This is a genomic window from Actinoallomurus oryzae (assembly GCF_039541955.1).
Taxonomy (GTDB): domain Bacteria; phylum Actinomycetota; class Actinomycetes; order Streptosporangiales; family Streptosporangiaceae; genus Actinoallomurus; species Actinoallomurus oryzae.
In genome coordinates, this window is the sequence record NZ_BAABHF010000035.1 from 63,314 (window position 1) to 85,108 (window position 21,795).

Here is a 21,795-nt window from a genome sequence, read left to right on the forward strand (position 1 = left end):
CCCTCGTTCAGGGCACCCGGGCGGTCCACTCGTCGGTGCCGAACTTGCCGGCCACTCTCTTCTCGGCGGCGCTCAGCTCCTCTGCGGTGAGCCGGTCGCCGGTCAGCCCGTACCGGCCGCGGAAATGACCGATCATCCGGTCGATGATCTCCGACCGCGGCAGGCCGGTCTGGCGCCGCAGGGGGTCGACGCGCTTGCGCGCGCTCTTGATTCCCTTGTCCGACAGCTTCTCCCGGCCGATCCGCAGCACGTCGAGCATCTTGTCCGCGTCGATGTCGTACGACATGGTCACGTGGTGCAGGACGGCGCCCGAGCTGAGCCGCTTCTGCGCGGCTCCGGCGATCTTGCCCTGGTCGGAGGTGATGTCGTTGAGCGGCTGGTACCAGGCGCGGATGCCGAGCTCGCCGAGGGCGCCCAGCACCCAGTCGTCGAGGAACGCGTAGCTGTCGGCGAAGCTCATGCCCTGGACGAGGGTGGCCGGGGCGTACACCGAGTAGGTGATCGTGTTGCCCGGCTCGATGAACATCGCGCCGCCGCCGCTGATCCGCCGGACCACCGTGACCCCGTGCCGGCGCGCGGCCTCGGCGTCCACCTCGTTGCGCAGCGACTGGAAGCTGCCGATCACCACCGCGGGCGCGGCCCACTCCCACACGCGCAGCGTCGGCGGCCGGCGTCCGGCGCCGACCTCCTCGGTGAGGACCTCGTCGAGCGCCATGTGCAGCGCGGGGTCCTGCGGGGGTTCGTGGACGAGCCGCCAGTCGTAGTCGCGCCAGTCGCTCGCGTCGGTCAGCGCCCGGCGTACGGCGATGCCCACGGCCTCGGCGGAGAACCCGAGCATCATCGTGCCCGGCGGCAGCTGCGCGTCGATGCGGGCGGCGATGTCGCGGGCCTCCAGGTGGGCGGGCAGGCCGTTCAGCGCCGTGGTGATCCGCTCCAGGGCGTGGTCGGGTTCGAGGAAGAAGTCGCCGCTGACCAGCGCGTGCCGCAGCCGGCCGTCCTCGAGATCGAAGTCGACGACCACGAGCTTGCCCCCGGGCACCTTGTACTCACCGTGCATGTCGGTTTCCCCGCTCCGTGTGCTGGCGTCCCCGTGACGCGATCACCTCAACCCCGCCGGCGCGTCCGCGATTCCATGGATCGGTCCGTCGCGGATAATCCGGCTCCGATCGGACCGCATAGACTCCGAGCATGACCGCGAGCGCCCCGAGCCGGACCGTCGTCGACCTGTCCTTCCTGTTCTCCCAGGCCAGCCACGTGCTGGAAACGCAGATGGCGGCGGCCTTCACCGAGATCGGCATCACACCGCGCGAGTACTGCGTGCTGTTCCACGCCCAGGAGGCCGAGCGCACCCAGATCCAGCTCGCCAAGATCTCCGACCTGGACAAGACCACGATGGTGGTGACCGTCGACGAGCTGGAGAAGGCCGGGCTCGCCGAGCGCCGGCCGTCGAGCACCGACCGGCGGGCGCGGATCATCGCGGTGACCGAGGCGGGCGAACGCGCCGTCGCCGCCGGGATGAAGATCGCCGACCGGGTGCACCGCGAGGTGCTCGACGCGATCCCCGACGAGCAGCGCGAGGTGTTCCTGAGCGCGCTGACCGGGCTGGTCGCGGGCCATCTGTCCACGCCCTGGGAGGGCGAGCAGCCGGTACGGCGGACGCGCCAGAAGAAGATTTAGATCCGCTCGGGATCGTCTACTTCAAAACTATCTGTTACGGTCTCTCCTGTCGCCCATGCGAACAGGAGCTGTTCTCGATGTCTCGCCCTTCCCGTACCGCCGCGCTCGTCGCGCTCTGCGCCGCGATGCTGATGATCGTTCTCGACGGCAGCATCGTCACCGTCGCTCTCCCCGCGATCCAGAGTGACCTGCGCTTCTCTGCCTCGAACCTCACCTGGACCGTCAACTCGTACATGATCGCCTTCGGCGGTCTCCTGCTGCTGGCGGGACGCCTCGGCGACCTCGTCGGGCGCAAGCGGATGTTCGTCGCGGGCCTGGCGGTCTTCACCGTCGCGTCCCTGCTCTGCGGCGTGTCCACCGGCCAGGACATGCTCATCGCTGCCCGGTTCGTCCAGGGCGTGGGCGGGGCGATGACCTCGGCGGTCAGCCTCGGCATGATCGTGACGCACTTCCCCGAGCCGCGTGAAAGGGGCCGGGCGATCGGCGCCTACGCCTTCGTCGGCGCCGCGGGCGCGTCGATCGGCCAGGTGCTCGGCGGGGTCCTCACCGAGGCCGTGAGCTGGCACTGGATCTTCTTCATCAACCTGCCGATCGGCGCCGCCGCCGCACTCCTGGCCGTACGGGTGCTGGAGCCCGACCAGGGCCTCGGCCTCCGCGCGGGAGCCGACCTGCCCGGCGCCCTCCTGGTGACCGCCGGACTGATGCTCGGCGTCTACACGATCGTGGAGACGAGCCGGTACGGCTGGGGCTCCGCGCACACCCTCGGCTACGGCGCGCTCGCGCTCATGCTGCTCGCCGGGTTCGTCGTACGGCAGGCCACGGCCGCGGCGCCGCTCCTGCCCCTCAAGATCTTCCGGTCGCGGACCGTCGCGGGCGCCAACGCCGTCCAGGTCCTGATGGTCTCGGCGCTGTTCGGGTTCCAGATCCTCATCGCCCTCTACCTGCAGCAGGTGCGCGGCTACGGGGCGGCGGGGACCGGGCTGGCCATGCTGCCGGCCGCCCTGGCGATCGCCACCGTCTCGCTGGTCCTGTCCGCGCGGCTCAACGCGCGCTTCGGCGAGCGCCGCGTGCTGCTCGCCGGGATCGCCCTGCTGGTCGTCGGTATCGGGCTGCTCACCCGCCTGCCGGTCCACGCCGGCTACGCCGTGGACCTGCTGCCCACGATGCTGCTGGCAGGCGGCTTCGGCCTGGCGACCTCCGCGCTCACGACCCTGGGCATGTCCGGCGCGGGCGCCGGCGACGCGGGGCTCGTCTCGGGGCTGTTCAACACCTCCCAGCAGGTCGGCGGGGCGCTCGGCGTGGCGGTGCTGTCCACGTTCGCGGCGGCGCGCACGCGAGGGCTGACCGGCGCCGGGCACGACCGCGCCACGGCGCTGACCGGCGGCTTCCACGTGGCGTTCGGCATCGGCGCCGGTCTGCTGGTCGCCGCGCTCGTCCTCACGGCCGCGGTCCTGCGGCGGCCCCGGGTCCCGGTCGCGCAGGAGCAGGCGCGGCCCGAAGAGGCGCCGGCGCCCTCCCCCGCCGCCTGAGAGACCGTCCGGAGGCCTGGCCTGCCGCGCGGCGGGCCAGGCCTCCGGACGGTTCCGCGCCGGTTTCGCGGTGAGCGCTCATCCGGACAGGGCGTTCAACTCGCCATAGTCCAGAGCGCCGGTGAGTTCGTCGTACGTGCCGCTCGACAGCACCTGGCGGGCGGCTCGCCGCACGACGGCGTAGGCCGCCTGGGCGATCGAGGATCCCAGGCTGATCCGCGAGACGCCGAGCTCCGCCAGCGTCGCGACGTCGGGCGCGCCCGGCCCGGCCATCACGTTCAGGGGCAGCGTCGTGCCCTCGGCGAGCGCGGCCACGGTCCCGGCGTCGGTCACGGCCGGGACGAAGATCCCGCTCGCGCCCGCGTCGGCGTAGGCCGCCGCGCGGGTCAGGGTGTCGCGCAGGCGGGTGTCCGGGTCGCCGACGCCCCGGAGATAGGTGTCGATGCGGGCGTTGAGGAAGAGCGGAACGTCCGCTGCGTCGGCGGCCCGGCGGGCGGCCGCGATGCGTTCGGCCTGGTCGGCGAGTTCGCGCAGCGTCGCGGGACCGGCGGCGTCCTCGAGGTTGACTCCCACGGCCCCGGCCGCGAGCACCCCCTCGACCGTCTTCGCCACTCCGTCGGGCGTGTCGGAGTAGCCGCCCTCGATATCGGCGCTCACCGGGACGTCGACGGCGGCGGCGACCCGGGCGATGAGGTCGACGGCCCGGTCCCGCCCCAGAGCGTCGCCGTCGGGGGTGCCCAGGCTCCAGGCGACCCCGGCGCTCGTGGTGGCGACCGCCCGGGCGCCGGCGTCCACCACGAGGCGGGCGCTGACGGCGTCCCAGGCGTTGGGCAGGACCAGGAGACCGTCGTGCAGCGCGTGGAACAGCTCGGCCCTGGCCTTGATGTCAGATGTCATGAGGGCAGTCCACCAGCCGCACATCAGCGATATCCGGCGAAAATCCGACATCGACGTCCGATCCGGCGGCGCGCGCGGGCAGATCGAGCGCGCCCGCACGGCCTGCGACACGCGGGAGGCGTAGCGCAGGCGTCCGGGCGCGCCTGAGCGGTAACACTCCAGGTCATGAGGGACGAAACGCCACTGTGGCTGTTCGGGGACCAGCTCGGCCGGCACTTCCACGCGACGCCGGAGAACCGGGGCCGGGAGGTGCTGCTGATCGAGTCGGAGGCCGCGCTGGCGCGGCGGCCCTTCCACCGGCAGAAGCTGCACCTGGTCCTGTCGGCGATGCGGCACCTCGCCGGGGAGCTCGGCGACCGGGCGACGCTGGTGCGGGCGCGCACGTACCGCGAGGGCCTGGCGCGGTTCGGGCGGCCGGTCGTCGTGCACGAACCCGGCTCCCACGCCGCGGAACGGCTGGTCGCGGGCCTGATCGAGGAGGGGCGGGTCGAGGCCGAACTGCCCACGCCGGGATTCATCCGGTCGAGGAGGGACTTCGCCGCCTGGGCGGACGGGCGGGGACGCCTGGTGATGGAGGACTTCTACCGGGACCAGCGACGCCGGTTCGCGATTCTGGTGGAGCCCGACGGCGACCCGGTCGGCGGGAGGTGGAACCTCGACCGCGACAACCGTGAGCCGCCGCCGCACCGGGCCGTCCTCGGCGTGCCGAGGGCCTACCGGCCACGCGAGGACGAGGTCGACCGGGGCGTACGAGACGACCTGGACCGGCTGCTGCGGACCGGGCGGATCGGCCCGGTCGGCGTGGACGGGCCACGGCTGTTCGCCGCCACCCACGACGAGGCGCGGCGGGCGCTGCGGAGGTTCCTCACGACGCGGCTCGCCTCGTTCGGACCGCACCAGGACGCGATGCTCGCCGGAGACTGGACGATGTCGCACGCCCTCCTCTCGGCGCCGCTGAACCTCGGCCTGCTCGACCCGCTCGCGGTCGTCCGCGAGGCCGAGACCTGCCTGCGGAGCGGCGAGGCGCCGTTGAACAGCGTGGAGGGGTTCGTCCGGCAGATCCTGGGCTGGCGGGAGTGGATCTGGCACCTGTACTGGTACCTGGGGCCGTCCTACCTCGGCCGCAACGCGCTGGACGCGCGCACCCCGCTGCCGGACTGGTGGCGGCGGCTGGACCCGTCCCGGGTGAGCGCCCGCTGCCTGCGCACGGCGCTGGCCGGGGTACGCGACCGCGCGTACGCCCATCACATCCAGCGGCTGATGGTGCTGGGCAACTTCGCCCTGCAGCGCGGCTTCGCGCCGCGCGCGCTCACCGAGTGGTTCGCCACCGCCTTCGTCGACGGCCACCCGTGGGTCATGCCGGCGAACGTCATCGGCATGAGCCAGTACGCGGACGGCGGCGTCGCGGCGACCAAGCCGTACGCCGCCGGGGGCGCGTACATCAACGCGATGAGCGACTACTGCCGGGACTGCCGGTACGACCCGCGGATCCGGCTCGGGCCGGACGCCTGCCCCTTCACCGCGGGTTACTGGGCCTGGCTGGACCGCAACGCGACCCGGCTGGCGGGGAACCGCCGCATGTCCCGGCCGCTGAGCGGGCTGCGCCGCCTCGCCGACCGCGAGGCCGTCGTCGAGCAGGAAGAGCACCGGAGGCGCTACTGAGAAATGCGCCCGGACTTTTTACCCGGTTCTCCGGCCGATGGTCACCGTCGTTTCAGGCCGCGGGAACGCCGTCCGCGGCATTGACATCCTTGTGGAATCGCTTGTGAATGTAGAGCCGCTCGCCGAGCGACTCACAGCGCCACCACAGGCCGGACGGCGGGCCGATGCGGATATTGCGCGGGAGCTCGCGCAGGATCTGTTTCACCGGAGTCATCCGCAACCGCCCGGAAGAGCAGATCAGGATGCGCCGGTCGGTCACCACGACGACGCGGTAGGCGTTGGCGAAAAGGATGATCCAGTAAGAGATCAGGGCCAAGTACTGGCTGGTCGTCTGGGCACAGAATATCGACTGGATGGTCTCACCGGGCTGCAGCAGATGCGCCGCGTTGTCCCGGAGCTTGTCACGGATGGCCACGTTTCGGCCCTTTCTCGAATATCGCGGGGAGCGCCAAAGATTACTGGTGCCGGAGCCGGGCGTCCACAGCACCGCCGTACTTGACGGCTTGACCTCAATATTGGTTGAGGTTTCAGGATGGTGGCCTCATCGACGACGGGGAGGAATCTGTGAGCACCATCAGCGTCGGCGCGCGGCCCGCGAGGCGGGTGAGCCCGCCGGTGACGGCGGTCACGGTGCTGCTCGGCGTCCTCGCGCTGGCCATGTCGATCGCGGGCACCGCCGTGGCGGTCCCCCGCATCGGCGACGACCTGGAAGTGTCGGGGCCGGCCCTGCAGTGGGTGGTCGCCGGATACAACCTGACGTTCGCCGCGTGCACGCTCGTGTGCGGCTCGCTGGCCGACCTGTTCGGCCGCCGCCGCGTCTTCACGCTCGGCGCGGCGCTGTTCACGGTGGCCGCGCTGGCCGGCGCGGTCGCGAACGGCATCTGGCTGCTGGACGCGGCACGGCTGCTGGCCGGCGCGGGGGCCGCGGGGATGATGGCCGCGGGCGGCGCGATCCTGGCCGCGACGTTCGACGGCGCCGCGCGCACCCGTGCGTTCGCCGGAATGGGCACCATGGCGGGCGTCGGCATCGCGATCGGCCCGAGCCTGTCCGGCTGGATGATCGGCGGGTTCGGCTGGCGCGGCACGTTCGGCGCCTATGTGGTCGTCGGCCTGCTGGTCCTGGCGGGCAGCCGGTTCGCTCCCGAGTCGCGGGCCGGCGAGCGCCCCCACGTGGACAGTGCAGGGATCAGCACGTTCGTCGGTGGGCTCGCCGCACTCATGTTCGGCGTCATGCGAGGCCCGGAGCAGGGCTGGAGCGCCGCGCCGGTGCTGGTCGCGCTGGTCGCGGGAGCCGTCCTTCTGGTGGCCTTCGGTGTGGTGGAAGGCCGCGGCGGCCACCCGGTGCTGGACCTGACGCTGGTCCGGAACCTCCCGTTCATGGGCTGGTGCCTGGGCACTCTGGCGACCTCGATCGGATTCGTCGGTGTGCTGGTCTTCCTGCCCACCTACTTGCAAGGCGTGGATGGAGTGCCGGCGAGCGAGGCGGGCGTGACGATGCTCATGCTGACCGCGCCGGTCCTGGTCGTTCCGCCGCTGGGCGGCTGGCTGGTGACCCGCGGCGTGCCCGGCCGGGCTCTGATCACGGTGGCGCTGGGCCTGGTCGCGGCGGGCAACGCCTGGCTGACCGTGCTGCATCCCGGCATCGGCGCGGCCGGGCTGCTCGGCCCGCTGTCGCTGATCGGTGTCGGGATGGGCCTGTCGTTCGGAATCACCGACGGCCAGGCCATGAACATCGTCGAATCCGCCCGCGCCGGGACGGCGGCGGGCTTCCTCAACACCGTGCGCGGCGCGGCCGAGGCCCTGGTCATCGCGGTGTTCGGGGCGGTGCTGGTCAGCCTCATCCAGAACGAGACCGGATCGTCGGCCGCGGCGGCGCGGATCGCGGCGGGCGAGGTCGCCCCCGCGGAACGCGCCGCCTTCACCGACGCCTGGCACTCCGCCCTCAGCGGCGTCGCCCTGGTCACCGCCCTGTGCGCCGTCGTCGTCTTCGTCCTGCTCCGGCCACGCCGCGCCTCCGCGTGACCGGTGGTGAAGCCGGGCCCGGCGGGCGCCGGCATGGTGCCGACGCCCGCCGGGTGCGTTCCGCCGCTCGCGGCGGAACGCACCCGCTCACGCCTTCGCGATGATCGCCTCGGTCAGGCCGCGCGGGACCTCGGCGTAGGAGTCGAACTGCATCGAGTGGCTCCCCCGGCCCGAGGTCCGGCTGCGCAGATCACTGACGTAACCGAACATCTCCGACAGCGGCACCAGTGCCCGGATGAGGCGGGCGCCGGCCCGCTCGTCCATGGTCTGGATGTGGCCGCGGCGTGCGTTCAGGTCGCCGATGACCTCGCCCATCGCGCTGTCGGGCGTGATGACCTCGACCGCCATCACCGGTTCCAGGAGCACGGGTGCCGCCTGGCGGGCGGCCTCGCGGAACGCGTGGTACCCGGCCTGCCGGAACGCGAGCTCGGAGGAGTCCTGCTCGTGGAAGGCGCCGTCGAGAAGCGTGACGCGTACGCCCGTCATCTCATGCCCGGCCACGATGCCGGCCTGCATCGCGTCCTGGCAGCCGGCGTCCACCGACGGGATGAACTCCTTCGGGATGCGGCCCCCGGTGACCTTGTTCACGAACTCATAGCCGTCCGCGATCGGTTCGATCGAGATCTGCACCTTGGCGAACTGTCCCCTGCCTCCTGTCTGTTTCCGATGCGTGTGGCCGACCTGCGCGACCGGTCTGCGGATGGTCTCCCGGTAGGCGACCCGGGGGCGGCCGAGCTCGGCCCGTACCCCGAGGTCCCGTGCCATCCGGTCGACGAGGATCGACAGGTGCAACTCGCCCATCCCGCCGATGACGGTCTGGCCGGTCTCCCGGTCGGTGCGCACCGCGAAGGACGGGTCCTCCGCGGCGAGCCGCTGGAGCGCCGGCAGCAGCCGCTCCTCGTCCGCCCTGGACGTGGGGCGCACGGCCGCCTCGATGACGGGTTCCGGCAGGTCCATGGACTCCAGGACCACCGGGCGCCGGTCGTCGCACAGCGTGTCGCCGGTCGTGGTGGCCTTCAGCCCCATGAGGACGACGATGTCGCCGGCGCCCGCCGAGTCCAGCTCCTGCCGTCTGGCCCCGTACATCCGGAAGATCCGGCCGATCCGTTCCTTCCGGCCGCTCACGGAGTTGAGCACCGTCGCGCCCGGCTCCAGCCGGCCGGAGTAGATCCGGGCGAACGCCAGCGCACCGAGGTGCCGGTCGGTCACGATCTTGAACGCCAGCGCGGCCAGCGGCTCGTCGTCGGACGGTGCGATCCGGCCGCCTCGCTCGTCGTCGAGGACCTCGACGTCGAGCGGTGACGGCAGGTAGCGCACGACCGCGTCGAGCAGGGGCTGGACGCCCTTGTTCTTGAACGCGGTGCCGCACAGCACCGGCGTGACCGTGACGTCCGCCGACGTGCCGGAGGCGATGGTGACCCGCCGGATCGCCGCGTGCAGGCGCTCCTCGGACGGCTCCCGCCCTTCGGCGTACAGCCGCATCATCTCCTCGTCGTGCTCGGCGACCGTCTCCAGCAGCCGGTCGCGCCACTCTCCGGCGGCCCCGGCGTACGCGGCCGGGATGTCGATGACCTCGTACGCCTCACCGAGGCGGGCCTCGGCGTGCCAGACGCATGCCTTCATGCGGACCAGGTCGACGACACCGGTGAAGCCGGCCTCGGCCCCGATCGGCAACTGCACGACCAGCGGCACCGCCCCGAGCCGGTCGGCGATCATGTCGACACAGGCCGGGAAGTCGGCTCCCGCGCGGTCGAGCTTGTTGACGAAGCAGATCCGCGGGACGCCGTACCGGTCGGCCTGGCGCCAGACGGTCTCGGACTGCGGCTCCACGCCCGCGACCCCGTCGAACACCGCCACGGCGCCGTCGAGCACCCGCAGGCAGCGCTCCACCTCGACGGTGAAGTCGACGTGGCCCGGAGTGTCGATGATGGTGACGGCGTGCTCGGCGCCGTCGACCGTCCAGTGACAGGTGGTCGCGGCGGACGTGATCGTGATGCCGTGTTCGCGCTCCTGTTCGGTGTGGTCCATCAGCGTGTCGCCGTCGTGGACCTCGCCGATCCGGTACGAGACGCCGGTGTAGTACAGAATCCGCTCGGTGGTCGTCGTCTTGCCCGCATCGATGTGGGCCATGATCCCGATGTTGCGGACCGCGGCCAGATCCAGACGAGTCGTGGCGGCCATGGGCTTCGATCCTTTCTGCGCTCGATGGGTGAACGACGACCGGTCGTACCAGCGCCCAAGTATCAAGCCGCGGCTCTCACCGGCGCACGCCATTTTCCGGCCTCGGCGAGGGCCCGCCCGCGGAGAAGCCGTCGTGCCACGCGCCCTGCTCTGCGACGGGCCTCAGGGCCGCTGCTTCCGGTAGCGGCCGGGGGCGAGGCCGAACGCTCGTTTGAAGGCGCCGGCGAACGCGTACTCCGAGCCGTAGCCGACCCGTGCCGCCACGGCGCTCAGCGGCAGGTCGGAGTCGCGCAGCAACCCGGCGGCGAGAGTCATCCGCCACCAGGTCAGGTAGCCCAGCGGCGGCCTGCCGACCAGCGCGGTGAACCGCCGGGAGAAGGCCGCGCGGGACATCCCCGCCCGGGCCCCGAGCTCCTCGACCGTCCACGGCCGGGCCGGATCGTCGTGGAGCGCGTTCAGGGCCGCCACGATGCGTGGATCGCGTAGCGCCGCGGTCCAGCCGGCCGCGTGTTCCTCCGGCTGCTCGTCGAGCCAGCCGCGCACCATGTAGACCAGTAGCGCGTCGAGCAGCGACGGCAGGACGGCGTCCGCTCCCGGACGGCGCCGTTCGAGTTCGGTGCCGAGCAGGTCGATCGCGGCGCGCAACGACGGATGGCACCCGACGCGGGCCGGCAGGTGGATGATCTGCGGAAGCTCGTCCAGCAGAGGGTGCCGGCGGGTCCCGTCGACCAGGTAGGCGCCGCAGAGCAGCACGACGGAGTCGCCGTGGCCGTCCAGCGAGACCTGGTCCTCGACGTCGGCCAGCGAGGTGACCGGAGGATCGGCCGGAGGATCGGTGAAGCCGTCGGCGAGCTCGTGGGCGCTCCCGTGCGGCAGCAGCACCGCGTCGCCCGTACCGAGCATGATCGGCGGGCCCACGCCGGAGGTCAGCCGGCACGCTCCCCGCAGGACCACGTGGAAGCCCGCTCCCGCGAACGACGAGTGGCGTACGGCCCACCGGCCGCGCCTTCCGGTGCGCGCCGAGTGCGGCCTTCCCGACCGCATCGCGGTGATCGCGTCACTGAGCACGTCCATGAAAGTCACCGTAACGCCGATGATCGAGACGCTGGAGTATTCATCGAGCATTCTCGCGCATTGATCGTCTCAAGGCTGGTTCCTAGCGTTGACCCATCCGAACGCGAGGAGAGAGCCACATGAAGATCGCCGTTTATGGGGCGAACGGTTATACCGGAAGGCTCGTCGTCGCCGAGCTGTCCCGGCGGGGCATCGGCACCGTGCTGGTGGGGCGCGGCCTCGCCCGCCTCCGCGAGGCGGCGGCCGAGGCCGCGGCGGCGGAGGCCGAGACGCGCGTCGCCGGGGTCGACGACACCGCCGCGCTCGCCGGCGCCTTTCGCGGCTGCGACGCGGTGATCAACTGCGCGGGCCCGTTCGTCGCTTCCGGTGAGGCGGTGGTGCGCGCCGCGATCAGGGCCGGCTGTCACTACGTGGACATCGCGGGCGAACAGCTCTACCTGAAGCGGATCCACGACACGTTCGCGGCGGAGGCCGCGAACGCCGGGGTGACCGTGGTGCCCGGCGTGAACGACGACGGCCTGCCCAGTGACCTCATCGCACACCTGGCCGCCCGGCGGGTCGCGCCGGTCACCGAGCTCGTCATCGCCCTGGACCTCACCCGCGGCGGCGCCGCGCCGTCTCGCGGCACGCTGCGCTCCGCGCTCGCGAACCTCGGCACGCTGACCGGCGGCGGCCTCACCTTCCGCGACGGCGACTGGCTTCCCGACGTCCCGGTCCGGAGAACGTCGGTCGTCTTCCCGTGCGGTCCGGAACCGGTTCCGGCCGCCCGGTTCCCCCTGCCCGGTGTCGTCACCGTTCCCCGGCACGTGCCCGCCCGGTACGTGGAGGGGGTGGTCGGAGCGGACCTGGTGGCCGCCTTCTCCGCGGTCACTCCCGAGCTGGTGGACGGCCTGCCCGACGGGCCGTCCGAGGACGCGCGCCTCGGCGGGCGGTGGACCGTCGTGGCCGAGGCCACCGGCCGCGACGGGCGGTCGGCCCGTGGCGTGGTGTCGGCCCCGGACACGTACGGCTCCACCGCCGTCATCGCGGTCGAGAGCGCGCGGCGGCTCGTCGTCGACGGAGCCGAGCCCGGCGTACCGGCCCCGGCCCAGGCCTATGACCCGACCGGCTTCCTGGACTTCCTGACCGGACACGGCGCCACGTGGACCCTCGAGGTCGAACCCGCGGGCCGTGACGAGGCCGGCGCCGTGCCCGGTGGGACGGGCCCGCCGGGCACGGCGCGGGTCAGGTCGTGCTGAGCGCGACCGTGGGCGAGACGCGGGCGGCGCGGACGGCGGGATAGAGGCCGGCGACCGTCCCGACGAGCAGGGTCGCGGCGAACGCTCCGGCGAACACCTGCCACTGCAGTGCGACCGGCAGGCCGCGCGCCAGCGCGTACGCGATCGTGACGATGGCGCCGAGCAGCCCTCCGGCGACCCCGCCCAGGGCGGACAGCAGGAGCGACTCGGTGAGGAACTGGGTACGGACGTGCCCTCGGGTGGCGCCGAGCGAGCGGCGCAGGCCGATCTCGTGGCGGCGTTCGAGCACCGAGATGACCATGGTGTTCGCGACGCCGACCCCGCCGACGAGGAGGGCCACCGCACCGAGCCCGAGCAGCGTGTCGGTGAACGCCGCGTTGGCGGCGGCACGTGCGGCCAGCGCGTCCGACGGGCGGCTCACGTCGACCTCTTCGGGGTTCTCCGGGTCGATGGTGCGGGCGAGCAGCGACTGCACGGTCGTCACCTGGCCGGGGTCGGAACGCTCGTAGATCGTCGTGGGATGGCCGTCGAAGTCGAGATACGCCCGGGCGGTGTCCCAGCCGACGAGGGCGGAACGTTCGACGTCCGGAGCCAGCGGGGCCGGGCCGAGGACGCCGATGACGGTGAACCACCGGTTCGCCACCCACACGGGCGCGCCCGGTTCGTCGACGCCGAGCCGCCGCGCCGCGACCGAGCCCAGGACGATCGCGGGATAGCGGGACGTCGCCCCGTTCAGCCACGTGCCCCGGGCGACCGTCACCCGCAACGTGCGCGGCAGGTCGGGCGTTGCCGCGGTCACCACGAGCCCGCCGGTCTCCTCTTTGGGGATCTTGTCGGTACGCCGGATCGCGGCGTCGGTGTCGCCGGTGGCCGCGACGGCCCGGACGCCGGGGATCCGCCCGGTCATCTCGGTGGCGGTGTCCGGCAGCGTGGCCTTCTCCCCGGTCAGGGCGTCGCCGGGCGAGGCGGTGAGCAGGTTGGTGCCCAACCGGTCCAGCTGCTCCAGCAGGTCGGCGCGGCCCGACTCGGAGATGCCGAGCACGGCCACCATGGTCGCGATGCCGATCGCGATGCCGAGCGCGGACAGCAGCACGCGCGTCGGCCGGGTGCGCAGGCCGGTCGCGCCCACCCGCAGGGCGTCGCGGGGCCGTAGCCGGGCCGGGGTGAGTCTCATCGCGGCTCACCGCCGGCGGTCATGGCGCGGTCGTCGGCCACCACCGCGCCGTCGCGCATCCGCACCCGCCGGGGCACGGCGCCGGCGACCTCCAGGTCGTGGGTGATGATCACGACGGTGGTTCCCGCGGCGTTGAGCTCGGTCAGCAGGCGCAGCACCTCGGTGCCCGAGGCGGTGTCGAGGTTGCCGGTGGGCTCGTCGGCGAGCAGCAGCCGCGGCTCGCCGACGACCGCGCGGGCGACGGCCACGCGTTGCCGCTCACCGCCGGACAACTGGCCGGGCCGGTGCCGAAGCCGGTGGCCGAGGCCGACCCGCTCCAGGGCCTCGGCGGCCCGCTCGCGGCGTACGCGCAGGTCCGGCCCGGCGTACAGCAGGCCGTCGGCGACGTTGTCCAGCGCGCTCACGCCGTCGGCCAGGTGGAACCGCTGGAACACGAAGCCGATGAACCGCGCCCGCAGGGCGGACAGCTCCCGGTCGCCGAGCCGGCCCACGTCGTGGCCGACGACGCGCACGGTGCCGCGCGAGGGCCGGTCGAGCGTGCCCATCAGGTGCAGGAGGGTCGACTTGCCCGACCCGGACGGTCCGACGATGGCCGTCAGCTCCCCGTCGCCGATGGACAGCGACACGTCTTCGAGCGCGGTGACCCCTCCGGGGTAGTCCTTGCCGACGCCTTCCAGTTCGACCGCGGCGGTCATTTGCCCGGCACCCCCACCTTCACGCCGGGCGCCAGTCCCGGCCCGCCGACCTCGACGCGCCCCTGCGCGTACAGGCCGGTGCGCACCGGTACCACGTCGACCCGGCCGTCCCGGACGACCTGCACGCCGTAGCCGCCCTCCCTGAGGGCGAGCAGCGCCTCGACCGGTACGGACAGCACGTTCTCGTGACGCTCGCTCTGCAGCTCGACGCTGACCGGCGCCTTGTCGAGCCGCCCGGCGTCCTTGGGGTCGTCGAGGGCGATGTCCACCTCGATCGTCGACTCCGTGGAGGACGAGGAGGAGCCCGGCTTCTTCGTCACCGCGACCGTGCCGACCTTGGTGATCCTGCCGGACGCCGTCTTGCCGCCCGGCAGTTCGACGGTGACCGCCGCGCCCTTGCGCGCCAGTTGCTGGTCGTCGGTGTCCAGGTCGACCCTGATCTGACGCTCGGTGCCGGTGACCTCGAACACCGGCTTGCCCGCCACGGTACGGCCGCCGAGCTCCGCCTTGCGTTCGGTGATCCGCACCGCTCCGGGTGCGAAGATCACCTGTGCCCCGTCGACCGCGCCGGTCTGCTCCAGCCCGCGGTCCTGTTGCCACTTCTCGACCGCGCTCGCGGTGGCCGCGGTGAAGTGGTCGTCGACCGTGACGCCCGCGCCGTAGCCGAGGGCGTCCAGGTTGCGTTCGAGCTGTTTCACGTCGGGGCCGTCGCTCGTCCCCTCCGACAGCGTCCGGTACATCGGCTCGTCGCCGTACATCAGCGTGACCGGTTCGTTGTTCAGGTCGTACAGCCGTCCCCCGCGCTTGACCGTGGCGCCGACACCGGCGATCCAGGTGACCGTCCCGGACGCGGCACCGACGAGCGCCCGCTCGTCGCCGTACCCGAGCGTGCCGTCGACCGTCTCGGTGTCGATGAGGTCGCCGCGGGTGACGGTTCCGGTGGCCGCGGGCAGGTTCCGCGCGCCGGGCGCGCCGCCGTCGCCGCCGGTCATCGCGGTCGCCATCGCGGCGCCGCCGCACCCGACGGCCACCAGCGTGACGGCCGCCACGGCCGTCTTCCGGCGTTTCACCGCGCCAACCCGGGGAGCTCCTTGCGGCACTTCTCCGAGGCCGTCTTGTACGCGGGCGAATCGCGGTCAACGTCTCCGAAGTCGGGCCGGCCGTTCTTGGGGTCCGGCATGTCCACGCCGTTCTTCCGCATGCACTGGGCGAATTTCAAGAGCAGGTCGTCCTTCTTCGCGGGGTCGGTGGCATAGGCCTTGATGCCGGGCGGCAGCTTGTCCTGACACTTGGCCATGGCGCCGGACTTGCGCAGTTGGGACGCGTCGACGCCCGTGCTCTCGATCCACTCCGCGAGGCCCTGCCCCGCCTTGGGATCGGCGACGTCGACTCCCTGGCCGCGCAGGCACTTGGCGAACTCCACCAGCTGGTCCGTGTCGGCGCCCGCCGAGGCACCGCCGCTCGCGGGCCGGTCAACGCCGCCACTCGAACCACCGCCGCAGCCCGACAGGGCCACGGTCGCGGCCACGCACAGCACGGCGGCGGCCATCGGCGTCGAACGGAATCCCGGGACCATGTCTTCCTCCCTCGTTCGCGGGTCGTACGAGGAGGAGTAGAGCGGTCGCGAGGTAACCAGGGCGTTACCCGATCCGGATTAACGCCGAGGTCACACGGCGCCTGACACGATGGGGGCGAAGCGGCGGAAAGGGGCCGATGACGTGCGGATTCTGGTCGTCGAGGACGAGAAGCTGATGGCGGACGCCATCGCCGAGTGGCTGCGCCGCGAGGCGCTGGCCGTGGACGTGACCTACGACGGGGAGACCGCCCTGGAGCGCCTCGGGGTGAACGACTACGACGTCGTCGTCCTGGACCGCGACATTCCCGTCGTCCACGGCGACGAGGTGTGCACGGCGGTGATCGAGTCGGGCGCGCGGACGCGGATCCTGATGCTCACCGCCGCCGGGACGCTACGGGACCGCGTGGAGGGGCTCGGCCTGGGCGCCGACGACTACCTCCCCAAGCCGTTCGCGTTCGCCGAGCTGTCGGCCCGGGTGCACGCACTCGTCCGGCGGGCCCGCCCGGTCGCTCCGCCGGTGCTCCGCCGGGCCGGCCTCCGCCTGGACCCGGCGCGGCGGGAGGTCCACCGCGACGGCCGCCCCATCGCGCTCGGCAACCGGGAGTTCGCCGTCCTGGCCGAGCTGTTGCGCGCCGACGGAGCCGTCGTCTCCGCCGAACAGCTCCTCGAACGCGCCTGGGACGAGCACATCGACCCGTTCACCAACATCGTCCGGGTCACCGTCATGAAGCTGCGGCGCAAGCTCGGTGACCCTCCCGTCGTACGGACCTTGCCGGGAGCGGGGTACTACATCCCATGAAGACGCTGATCCGGGCCCGCTGGACCGTACGGGTCCGGCTGACCGCACTCCACGCGGCCCTCTTCCTCGTCGCCGGCACCTTGCTGCTCGGCGTGACCTACCTGCTCGTGCAGCAGAGCCTGGACCACCGCGACGGCCTCCTCAGCCGGCGAACGTCGATGATCAAGGCCGCGTCCCTGCCCGCCGACCTTCGCGTGGAGCTCCAGGACGGCCGGTGGGTGAACCCGCAGCAGTTCGTCGGGGAGGTCGAGGCCGAGCAGCACCGGCAGCACGAGCACCTGCTGGAGTCCTTCCTCACGCGCGGCGCCATGGCGCTGGGCGGTGTCGGGATCATCGCCGCCGCGCTCGGCTGGATGCTCGCCGGACGCGCGCTGCGTCCCGTACACAGGATCACCGACACGGCGCGGCGGATCGCCGGAGCGGACGGGGCCGGACGCGGGCTGCACGAACGCATCGCGCTGCGTGGGCCGGCCGACGAGGTCAAGGAGCTCGCCGACACGTTCGACGTGATGCTGGAGCGGCTGGACGGCTCCTTCGACGGGCAGCGCCGGTTCGTCGCCAGCGCATCGCACGAGATGCGCACTCCGCTGGCGATCAAACGGGCGCTCATCGAGGTGGCGATCACCCGCCCCGGCGCCTCGCGCGACGCCCGTGAGCTGGGCGAGAGCCTGCTCGAGATCAACGCGCGCCACGAGCGCCTCGTCGATGGCCTGCTCACGCTCGCCGACAGCGAGAACCGCCCGGCCGAGGTCCGCCCGGTCGACCTGTCCGACGTGGCCGCCGGCGTGATCGAGGACGCGGCGACGCCCGCGGGCAAGGCGCGGGTGGACCTCCGGCCGCCGGACCTGGCCTCCGCGCCCACCACCGGCGACCCGTACCTCGTCGAAAGGCTCGTCCACAACCTCGTGGAGAACGCCATCCGGCACAACCACCCGGAGGGCGGCTGGCTGTCCGTACGCACCTGGCAGGCCGACGGCCGCGCGCTGCTGCGGGTCGCCAACTCCGGGCCGGTGATACGGGACTACGAGACGGAGACTCTCTTCCAGCCGTTCCGCCGCCTGCGGGACCGGCGGGCCGCGGCGCGCCCGGGCGCCGACCGCGGCTTCGGACTGGGCCTGTCCATCGTGCGGGCGATCGCCACCGCCCACGGCGGCACGGCCGACGCCGAGCCCCACCAGGGCGGTGGCCTGGTCGTCACCGTCGCCCTCCCGCCGGCCCCACCGCCCTGACCGGCGAGGTTCAGAGATCCTGTCCGGAGGAGGCGGTGGAACGGAGGGCGGCGATCAGCCACTGGAAGCAGGGAACGGCTGACGGCGGTGGCGCCTGGCCGTCGATGATCGCCAGCAGCTGCCAGTACCGCTCCACCCGGGCGTCGGTGAACGTCTCGAGCTGCTCGAGTATCCGGGCCCGCCGTACGGCCGGGGTCTCCGGGGCGACGATGCGGTCGAGCACGGCTCTGCCCTGGGCGGAGCCGGGCTCGACTCCCTCCGCCAGCGCTCCTCCGGCGTGTTCCACGACCGCGTGGTAGTCCGGGCCGAACTCCAGCTCGTCGGCCCCCCGTCCGGCGACCGCCATGGCGCGCACCCGGCGCCGGAAGTCCTCGTCCGCGACGAGTTCACCGAGCTCGATCCAGGCGTCCACCTGCTCGGGCGCCGGGTCGTCGGGCAACGCGGGCAGCCGCCGCATGCTGTCGGCGATCCCCATGGCGGGGGCGTCGGGGTCGAGGTCCGCCACGACGTACTGGACGAACTCATCGATGATCTGCTGCCGCTCCTGGGCGGACATCTGGGCCAGCTTGTGCATCAGCAACGTCTCCTCGATCGTGCTCGCGCGCTCGGCGACGGTGCTGAGCACCGCCCGGCGCAACCGCAGCGTCCGGATCTCCACGTCGAGCGCGGCGACATGCGCCGACGCCACCTCCCCCACGGTGACGGCCTTGGACAGGACCGCCTCCACCACGTCCAGCCCGAGACCCAGGTCCCTGAGGGTGCGGACCAGCTCCAGCCGGGCCACCGACTCGGCGTCATAGAGGCGATAACCACCCGCGGACCGGCCGACGGGTGGCACCAGCCCCGCGTCGGACCAGAACCGGATCGTCCGCGCCGGCAGTCCGCACCTCTCGGCCAGCTGTCCGATGGTGAACAGCCCCGCGCTCGTACTCATGGAGACGACTGTGCACCTTCCACCCGCTGGAACCTCAAGCCGAGGGCGGCGATCAGCAGCCGATCAAGGCGATCCTTCCGGCGGCCGTCCGCACGCGGATCCCGCCGGCGGGGACATCTCCGCGGCCCTCTCCCCAGACGGGTGATCACCTGGTGCTGCGCCGGAAGGAGCGGCGACACTGCCATGGGCCCTGGCGATGCCCTGACATGGCGGTGGGCATTACCGGGTGTTCCCCGTCCGGAGGGCGCCCGGCACCAGGGACAGCGGCATCGGCGGGAGCGGGTTCCAGGTCGCCGAGATGCCACGCATCAGCAGGGCGCAGTCGAGCGTGGCACTGCCCGGCGGAAACCGGTCCTGCTCATCGAAGAACGTGGAACGCGCGGCGTGGATTTCGACGGGGTCCACACGCCAGGAGCCGGTGTCCAGTTCCATTCCGTCCAGACGGCTCCCGTCCCGGCCGGTGGAGAAGCCCACCGACCCGCTGCGGAAGAACTCCGACGCCTCCGTCAGGTCGGTGAACAGGGCGCTGCCCTGGAACCTCTCGGCCACACCGACGTCGACACTCACGCGGGTTGTGCCGTCACGGCTGGTGTAGCCGACATGGAGGTCCCGCGACGTCTCCCCTACGTCGAACGAGGCGCGGTGATGCCTCCCGGGGAACAGCCGCCCGCCCACCAGGACGTTGACGATCGATCCGCTGTCCCGGCGCGGGATGTAGACCCCGGTCCGGAGCCCTTCCGGACCGTCCCATTCGACCGCGATGCGATGCGCGGCGTTCTCGCTGCGCAGACCGGGTCCGTACGGCACCGAGCGCGGGCGGACCTGACCCAGGCGGATGAGGCAGATCCCGGCGACCGCGTGGCCGTCGACCTGCTGGGGTCGCAGCGGGGCCGGTAACAGCCCGGCGATGACCGTTGGGGCGACGCGGTAGTTCACCAGGAGGCGGCGCTCGACGACGCTCGACAGGCGTGGCCGCCTCATGCCGGTCCCCGTTCGATGGCACGCCGCCTGAGCCGTCGGGAGATGGCCTCCTCGGGACAGACCGCGCACTAATGGTTCTGGGCGGCTGCACGGCGCCGGAGCCACTCGGCGCGCAGTTCCTCGTGCGGTCTGCGCAACGAGCGGGGCGTGTTGGGCGGCGCCACGTCGTAGCCGGAAAGGCTGGACGGCGGACGGGGGCCGACGGCCACGCCGGAGTTGACGGCGTTGGTCGGGCACAGGAGTGCCAGACGGCCCACCCCGTCGGCCCAGACGCGCACCCGCCAGACCCGGAATCCGGGATGGACGGTCACGCGTTCGATGTTCTTCCAGGGAATGCGGTGCCGCTTGAACGAGGTCACCAGCTCCACACCGGAGTCATCCATGACCACGCGGCTGCGGAGCGCGGCGGCCATCAACACGGTCAGGCCGAGGAGCAGCAGCACGATGAGGAATGCGCCAACGCGCCGGACGGCCGAATGGTCCGGCAGATCGTCGGTGATGAGGAGCCAGGCCGTCTTGGCGGACATCCCGGCGAATGCGGCGACTCCGAAGAGCAGCAGCCCGACCGTACGGCGACAGCGGAGCGTGCGATGCCCTGACATGTCGGTGGATGCTATCAATCGGTGCGGCGGTCGACCCGGTGCCGCCTGCCTGCTGTTTCAGCGGCGAGGGAAGGTGGCCAGTTCGGTGAGCGCCTGGTCCAGGTCGTCGCAGACGCCTTGACGGAGCAGACGCGTGAACACCGGGTCTCCGGTCGCGGCGAGTTCGCGGACGCCGTCGGCGTGGGCTTCGATGCGTTCCCGCACCACCGTGAGGAAGTCCGCGGTGCCGCCCGGCCAGCCGTACGTGCCGAGGAACCGGTGGAGCCGTTGTGGCCGGGCCGCGAAGTCGGTGAACCCTTCGGCGGCGGCGACGTGGCGGGCGTGCAGTGGCACCCAGCTGAAGGCGGTGAAGGCCAGGTCCCATTCGGGCGTTACGGGGCCGGCGAGGTCCCAGTCGAAGAATCCGGCCAGCCGGCCATCGTGCCAGGCGGCGTTGTAGGGGGCTGCGTCGTTGTGGCCGATGATCAGGCCCGGCGACCAACGGCCGCCGCCGCGCCAGACGGCGTCGGGTGCCGGGACGAAGTCGGCGACCGCCTCGTGGTAGGCGCGCGCCCAGCGCGCCACCTGGTCGAGCGCCTCCTCGGCGTGCACCCAGGCCGGCCAGGGTCTGCGCGTGCCGACGGTCCGGCCTTCGAGGAAGGTGAGGACCTCCCGGCCCTGCTCGTCGAAGCCGAGCGGGCGTGGAGCGGCGGTGAACCGTCTGCTCGCCAGGTGGGTGAGCAGCGCGTGCACCGCGGGCGTCCAGGGACCGGCGACGCGGCGGACGGTGTCGCCCAGCCGGACGGCACCGCCGGTGTTCCCGCCATCGAGTCGTTCCTCGGCCACGGGGAGATCCTGACACGACCGCCCTCGGCGTGTCGGAGGCTCACCCGCCGACGTGCGACGGCGCGGACGTGAGCGTGTCCCATGCGGCCATCGCGCAGGTGATGACCGCCTCCAACTCGGCGCGGGTGGCGCCGTCGCGGGCCTGTACGGAAAGGCCCTGCACCACGGTGGCGTAGTAGCGGGCGATGGCGTCGAGGTCGGCGGGCGGCACGGTGAGGTCGCCGTCGGTGACGCCGCGAGCGAGCCGGTCCTTGATGGTGGCGAGCACGTCGCGCCGCAGGTCGGCCAGGAACTCCCGGACCGCGTGGTTCTCCACGGCTCCGGTGGGCGCGGCGAGGACGAGCATGCAGTAGTGCGGGGTGTCGGGACGGGTGATCTCGTCGGCGGTGGCGCGCAGCATGGCGTGGATCGCGGCGCGCGTGGTCGGCCGCTCGTGCAGCGCGCGCCTGGGCGGCTCGCCCGAGGTCGTGCCGTAGAGCGCCATGACCTTGCGGAACAGCTCCTCCTTGCTGCCGAAGCAGGCGTAGATGCTGGCCGAGGCGATGCCCATGGCCTGGGCCAGATCGCTCAGCGAGGTGCCCTCGTAGCCCCGCTCCCAGAACAGGTCCAGCGCTTGGCGCAGCGCGGTGTCCGGGTCGAAGGTGCGTGGCCTGCCGCGAGTAGCCATCCCGTCTCCGTACTTGTTTGTCGTTCGATCAAT

21 protein-coding genes are annotated in these 21,795 nt (G+C 72.5%); 7 read left to right on the forward strand and 14 right to left on the reverse strand.

Features of this window, described 5'->3' with window-relative positions; genetic code table 11:
- Positions 1 to 7: 7 nt before the first annotated feature.
- On the reverse strand, positions 8 to 1,057 hold the full coding sequence (lplAB, locus tag ABEA10_RS28865) for a lipoate-protein ligase LplAB (protein ID WP_345469198.1): 1,050 nt from the start codon (positions 1,055 to 1,057) through the stop codon (positions 8 to 10).
- A 131-nt stretch (positions 1,058 to 1,188) separates the two neighbouring features.
- Between lplAB and ABEA10_RS28870 the strand changes: the two genes are divergently transcribed.
- Entirely contained in the window at positions 1,189 to 1,677 is a 489-nt protein-coding gene (locus ABEA10_RS28870) for a MarR family winged helix-turn-helix transcriptional regulator (RefSeq protein WP_345469200.1), read from the forward strand.
- 77 nt (positions 1,678 to 1,754) lie between these two features.
- Positions 1,755 to 3,206 (forward strand): DHA2 family efflux MFS transporter permease subunit, encoded by a 1,452-nt coding sequence (locus ABEA10_RS28875; RefSeq protein ID WP_345469202.1) that lies wholly within the window; start codon positions 1,755 to 1,757, stop codon positions 3,204 to 3,206.
- Positions 3,207 to 3,284: 78 nt separating this feature from the next.
- Here the strand turns inward: ABEA10_RS28875 and ABEA10_RS28880 are convergent, their stop codons facing one another.
- Positions 3,285 to 4,103 (reverse strand): isocitrate lyase/PEP mutase family protein, encoded by an 819-nt coding sequence (locus ABEA10_RS28880; protein ID WP_345469203.1) that lies wholly within the window; start codon positions 4,101 to 4,103, stop codon positions 3,285 to 3,287.
- Positions 4,104 to 4,268: 165 nt separating this feature from the next.
- On the opposite strand from ABEA10_RS28880, the gene ABEA10_RS28885 reads away from it, so the two are divergent.
- Positions 4,269 to 5,765 (forward strand): cryptochrome/photolyase family protein, encoded by a 1,497-nt coding sequence (locus tag ABEA10_RS28885; protein ID WP_345469204.1) that lies wholly within the window; start codon positions 4,269 to 4,271, stop codon positions 5,763 to 5,765.
- Between the two features lie 52 nt (positions 5,766 to 5,817).
- Here ABEA10_RS28885 and ABEA10_RS28890 read toward each other — a convergent pair whose 3' ends face one another.
- The gene (locus ABEA10_RS28890) at positions 5,818 to 6,180 is read right to left on the reverse strand and encodes a hypothetical protein (RefSeq protein ID WP_345469205.1); all 363 of its coding nucleotides are present in this window, start codon (positions 6,178 to 6,180) and stop codon (positions 5,818 to 5,820) included.
- A 149-nt stretch (positions 6,181 to 6,329) separates the two neighbouring features.
- On the opposite strand from ABEA10_RS28890, the gene ABEA10_RS28895 reads away from it, so the two are divergent.
- Entirely contained in the window at positions 6,330 to 7,787 is a 1,458-nt protein-coding gene (locus ABEA10_RS28895; RefSeq protein ID WP_345469208.1) for an MFS transporter, read from the forward strand.
- Between the two features lie 87 nt (positions 7,788 to 7,874).
- Here ABEA10_RS28895 and fusA read toward each other — a convergent pair whose 3' ends face one another.
- Positions 7,875 to 9,968 carry an elongation factor G gene (gene fusA / locus ABEA10_RS28900; protein WP_345469210.1) on the reverse strand — a complete coding sequence of 698 codons (2,094 nt, stop codon included), beginning with the start codon at positions 9,966 to 9,968 and terminating at the stop codon, positions 7,875 to 7,877.
- A gap of 162 nt (positions 9,969 to 10,130) precedes the next feature.
- Complete coding sequence (locus ABEA10_RS28905) at positions 10,131 to 11,042, reverse strand: AraC family transcriptional regulator (RefSeq protein WP_329240832.1); 912 nt, start codon at positions 11,040 to 11,042, stop codon at positions 10,131 to 10,133.
- 119 nt (positions 11,043 to 11,161) lie between these two features.
- Between ABEA10_RS28905 and ABEA10_RS28910 the strand changes: the two genes are divergently transcribed.
- Positions 11,162 to 12,280, forward strand: coding sequence for a saccharopine dehydrogenase family protein (locus ABEA10_RS28910; protein ID WP_345469218.1), 1,119 nt, complete (start codon positions 11,162 to 11,164; stop codon positions 12,278 to 12,280).
- Here the strand turns inward: ABEA10_RS28910 and ABEA10_RS28915 are convergent.
- Genes ABEA10_RS28915 through ABEA10_RS28930 form a run of 4 tightly spaced genes read right to left on the reverse strand, consistent with a single transcriptional unit; the run spans position 12,267 to position 15,725 of the window.
- Positions 12,267 to 13,454, reverse strand: a complete 1,188-nt coding sequence (locus tag ABEA10_RS28915) for an ABC transporter permease (protein ID WP_345469220.1) — start codon at positions 13,452 to 13,454, stop codon at positions 12,267 to 12,269. The two genes, ABEA10_RS28910 and ABEA10_RS28915, sit on opposite strands and share 14 nt — an antisense overlap.
- On the reverse strand, positions 13,451 to 14,149 hold the full coding sequence (locus ABEA10_RS28920) for an ABC transporter ATP-binding protein (protein ID WP_345469222.1): 699 nt from the start codon (positions 14,147 to 14,149) through the stop codon (positions 13,451 to 13,453). The genes ABEA10_RS28915 and ABEA10_RS28920 overlap by 4 nt, the downstream gene beginning before the upstream one ends.
- Positions 14,146 to 15,219: a peptidoglycan-binding protein gene (locus ABEA10_RS28925; RefSeq protein ID WP_345469224.1), complete on the reverse strand. Its 1,074-nt coding sequence runs from the start codon at positions 15,217 to 15,219 to the stop codon at positions 14,146 to 14,148. The genes ABEA10_RS28920 and ABEA10_RS28925 overlap by 4 nt, the downstream gene beginning before the upstream one ends.
- Entirely contained in the window at positions 15,216 to 15,725 is a 510-nt protein-coding gene (locus tag ABEA10_RS28930) for a hypothetical protein (RefSeq protein WP_345469226.1), read from the reverse strand. Before ABEA10_RS28930 ends, ABEA10_RS28925 begins: the two co-directional genes overlap by 4 nt.
- 142 nt (positions 15,726 to 15,867) lie before the next feature.
- Here ABEA10_RS28930 and ABEA10_RS28935 point away from each other — a divergent pair, with 142 nt between their 5' ends.
- Both ABEA10_RS28935 and ABEA10_RS28940 read left to right on the forward strand, forming a co-directional pair.
- Positions 15,868 to 16,524: a response regulator transcription factor gene (locus tag ABEA10_RS28935; RefSeq protein ID WP_345469228.1), complete on the forward strand. Its 657-nt coding sequence runs from the start codon at positions 15,868 to 15,870 to the stop codon at positions 16,522 to 16,524.
- Positions 16,521 to 17,753 (forward strand): sensor histidine kinase, encoded by a 1,233-nt coding sequence (locus ABEA10_RS28940; protein WP_345469230.1) that lies wholly within the window; start codon positions 16,521 to 16,523, stop codon positions 17,751 to 17,753. The genes ABEA10_RS28935 and ABEA10_RS28940 overlap by 4 nt, the downstream gene beginning before the upstream one ends.
- A 10-nt stretch (positions 17,754 to 17,763) precedes the next feature.
- Here ABEA10_RS28940 and ABEA10_RS28945 read toward each other — a convergent pair whose 3' ends face one another.
- From ABEA10_RS28945 to ABEA10_RS28965, 5 genes are all read right to left on the reverse strand, one after another.
- Positions 17,764 to 18,687 (reverse strand): helix-turn-helix domain-containing protein, encoded by a 924-nt coding sequence (locus tag ABEA10_RS28945; protein ID WP_345469233.1) that lies wholly within the window; start codon positions 18,685 to 18,687, stop codon positions 17,764 to 17,766.
- Positions 18,688 to 18,906: 219 nt separating this feature from the next.
- A complete protein-coding gene (locus tag ABEA10_RS28950; protein ID WP_345469235.1) occupies positions 18,907 to 19,668 on the reverse strand; it encodes a DUF2071 domain-containing protein in 762 nt (253 codons plus the stop codon).
- Positions 19,669 to 19,736: 68 nt separating this feature from the next.
- Complete coding sequence (locus ABEA10_RS28955; protein ID WP_345469238.1) at positions 19,737 to 20,270, reverse strand: PH domain-containing protein; 534 nt, start codon at positions 20,268 to 20,270, stop codon at positions 19,737 to 19,739.
- A gap of 57 nt (positions 20,271 to 20,327) precedes the next feature.
- Positions 20,328 to 21,095: a phosphotransferase gene (locus ABEA10_RS28960; RefSeq protein ID WP_345469240.1), complete on the reverse strand. Its 768-nt coding sequence runs from the start codon at positions 21,093 to 21,095 to the stop codon at positions 20,328 to 20,330.
- A gap of 40 nt (positions 21,096 to 21,135) precedes the next feature.
- Entirely contained in the window at positions 21,136 to 21,762 is a 627-nt protein-coding gene (locus tag ABEA10_RS28965) for a TetR/AcrR family transcriptional regulator (protein WP_345469243.1), read from the reverse strand.
- Positions 21,763 to 21,795 lie beyond the last annotated feature (33 nt).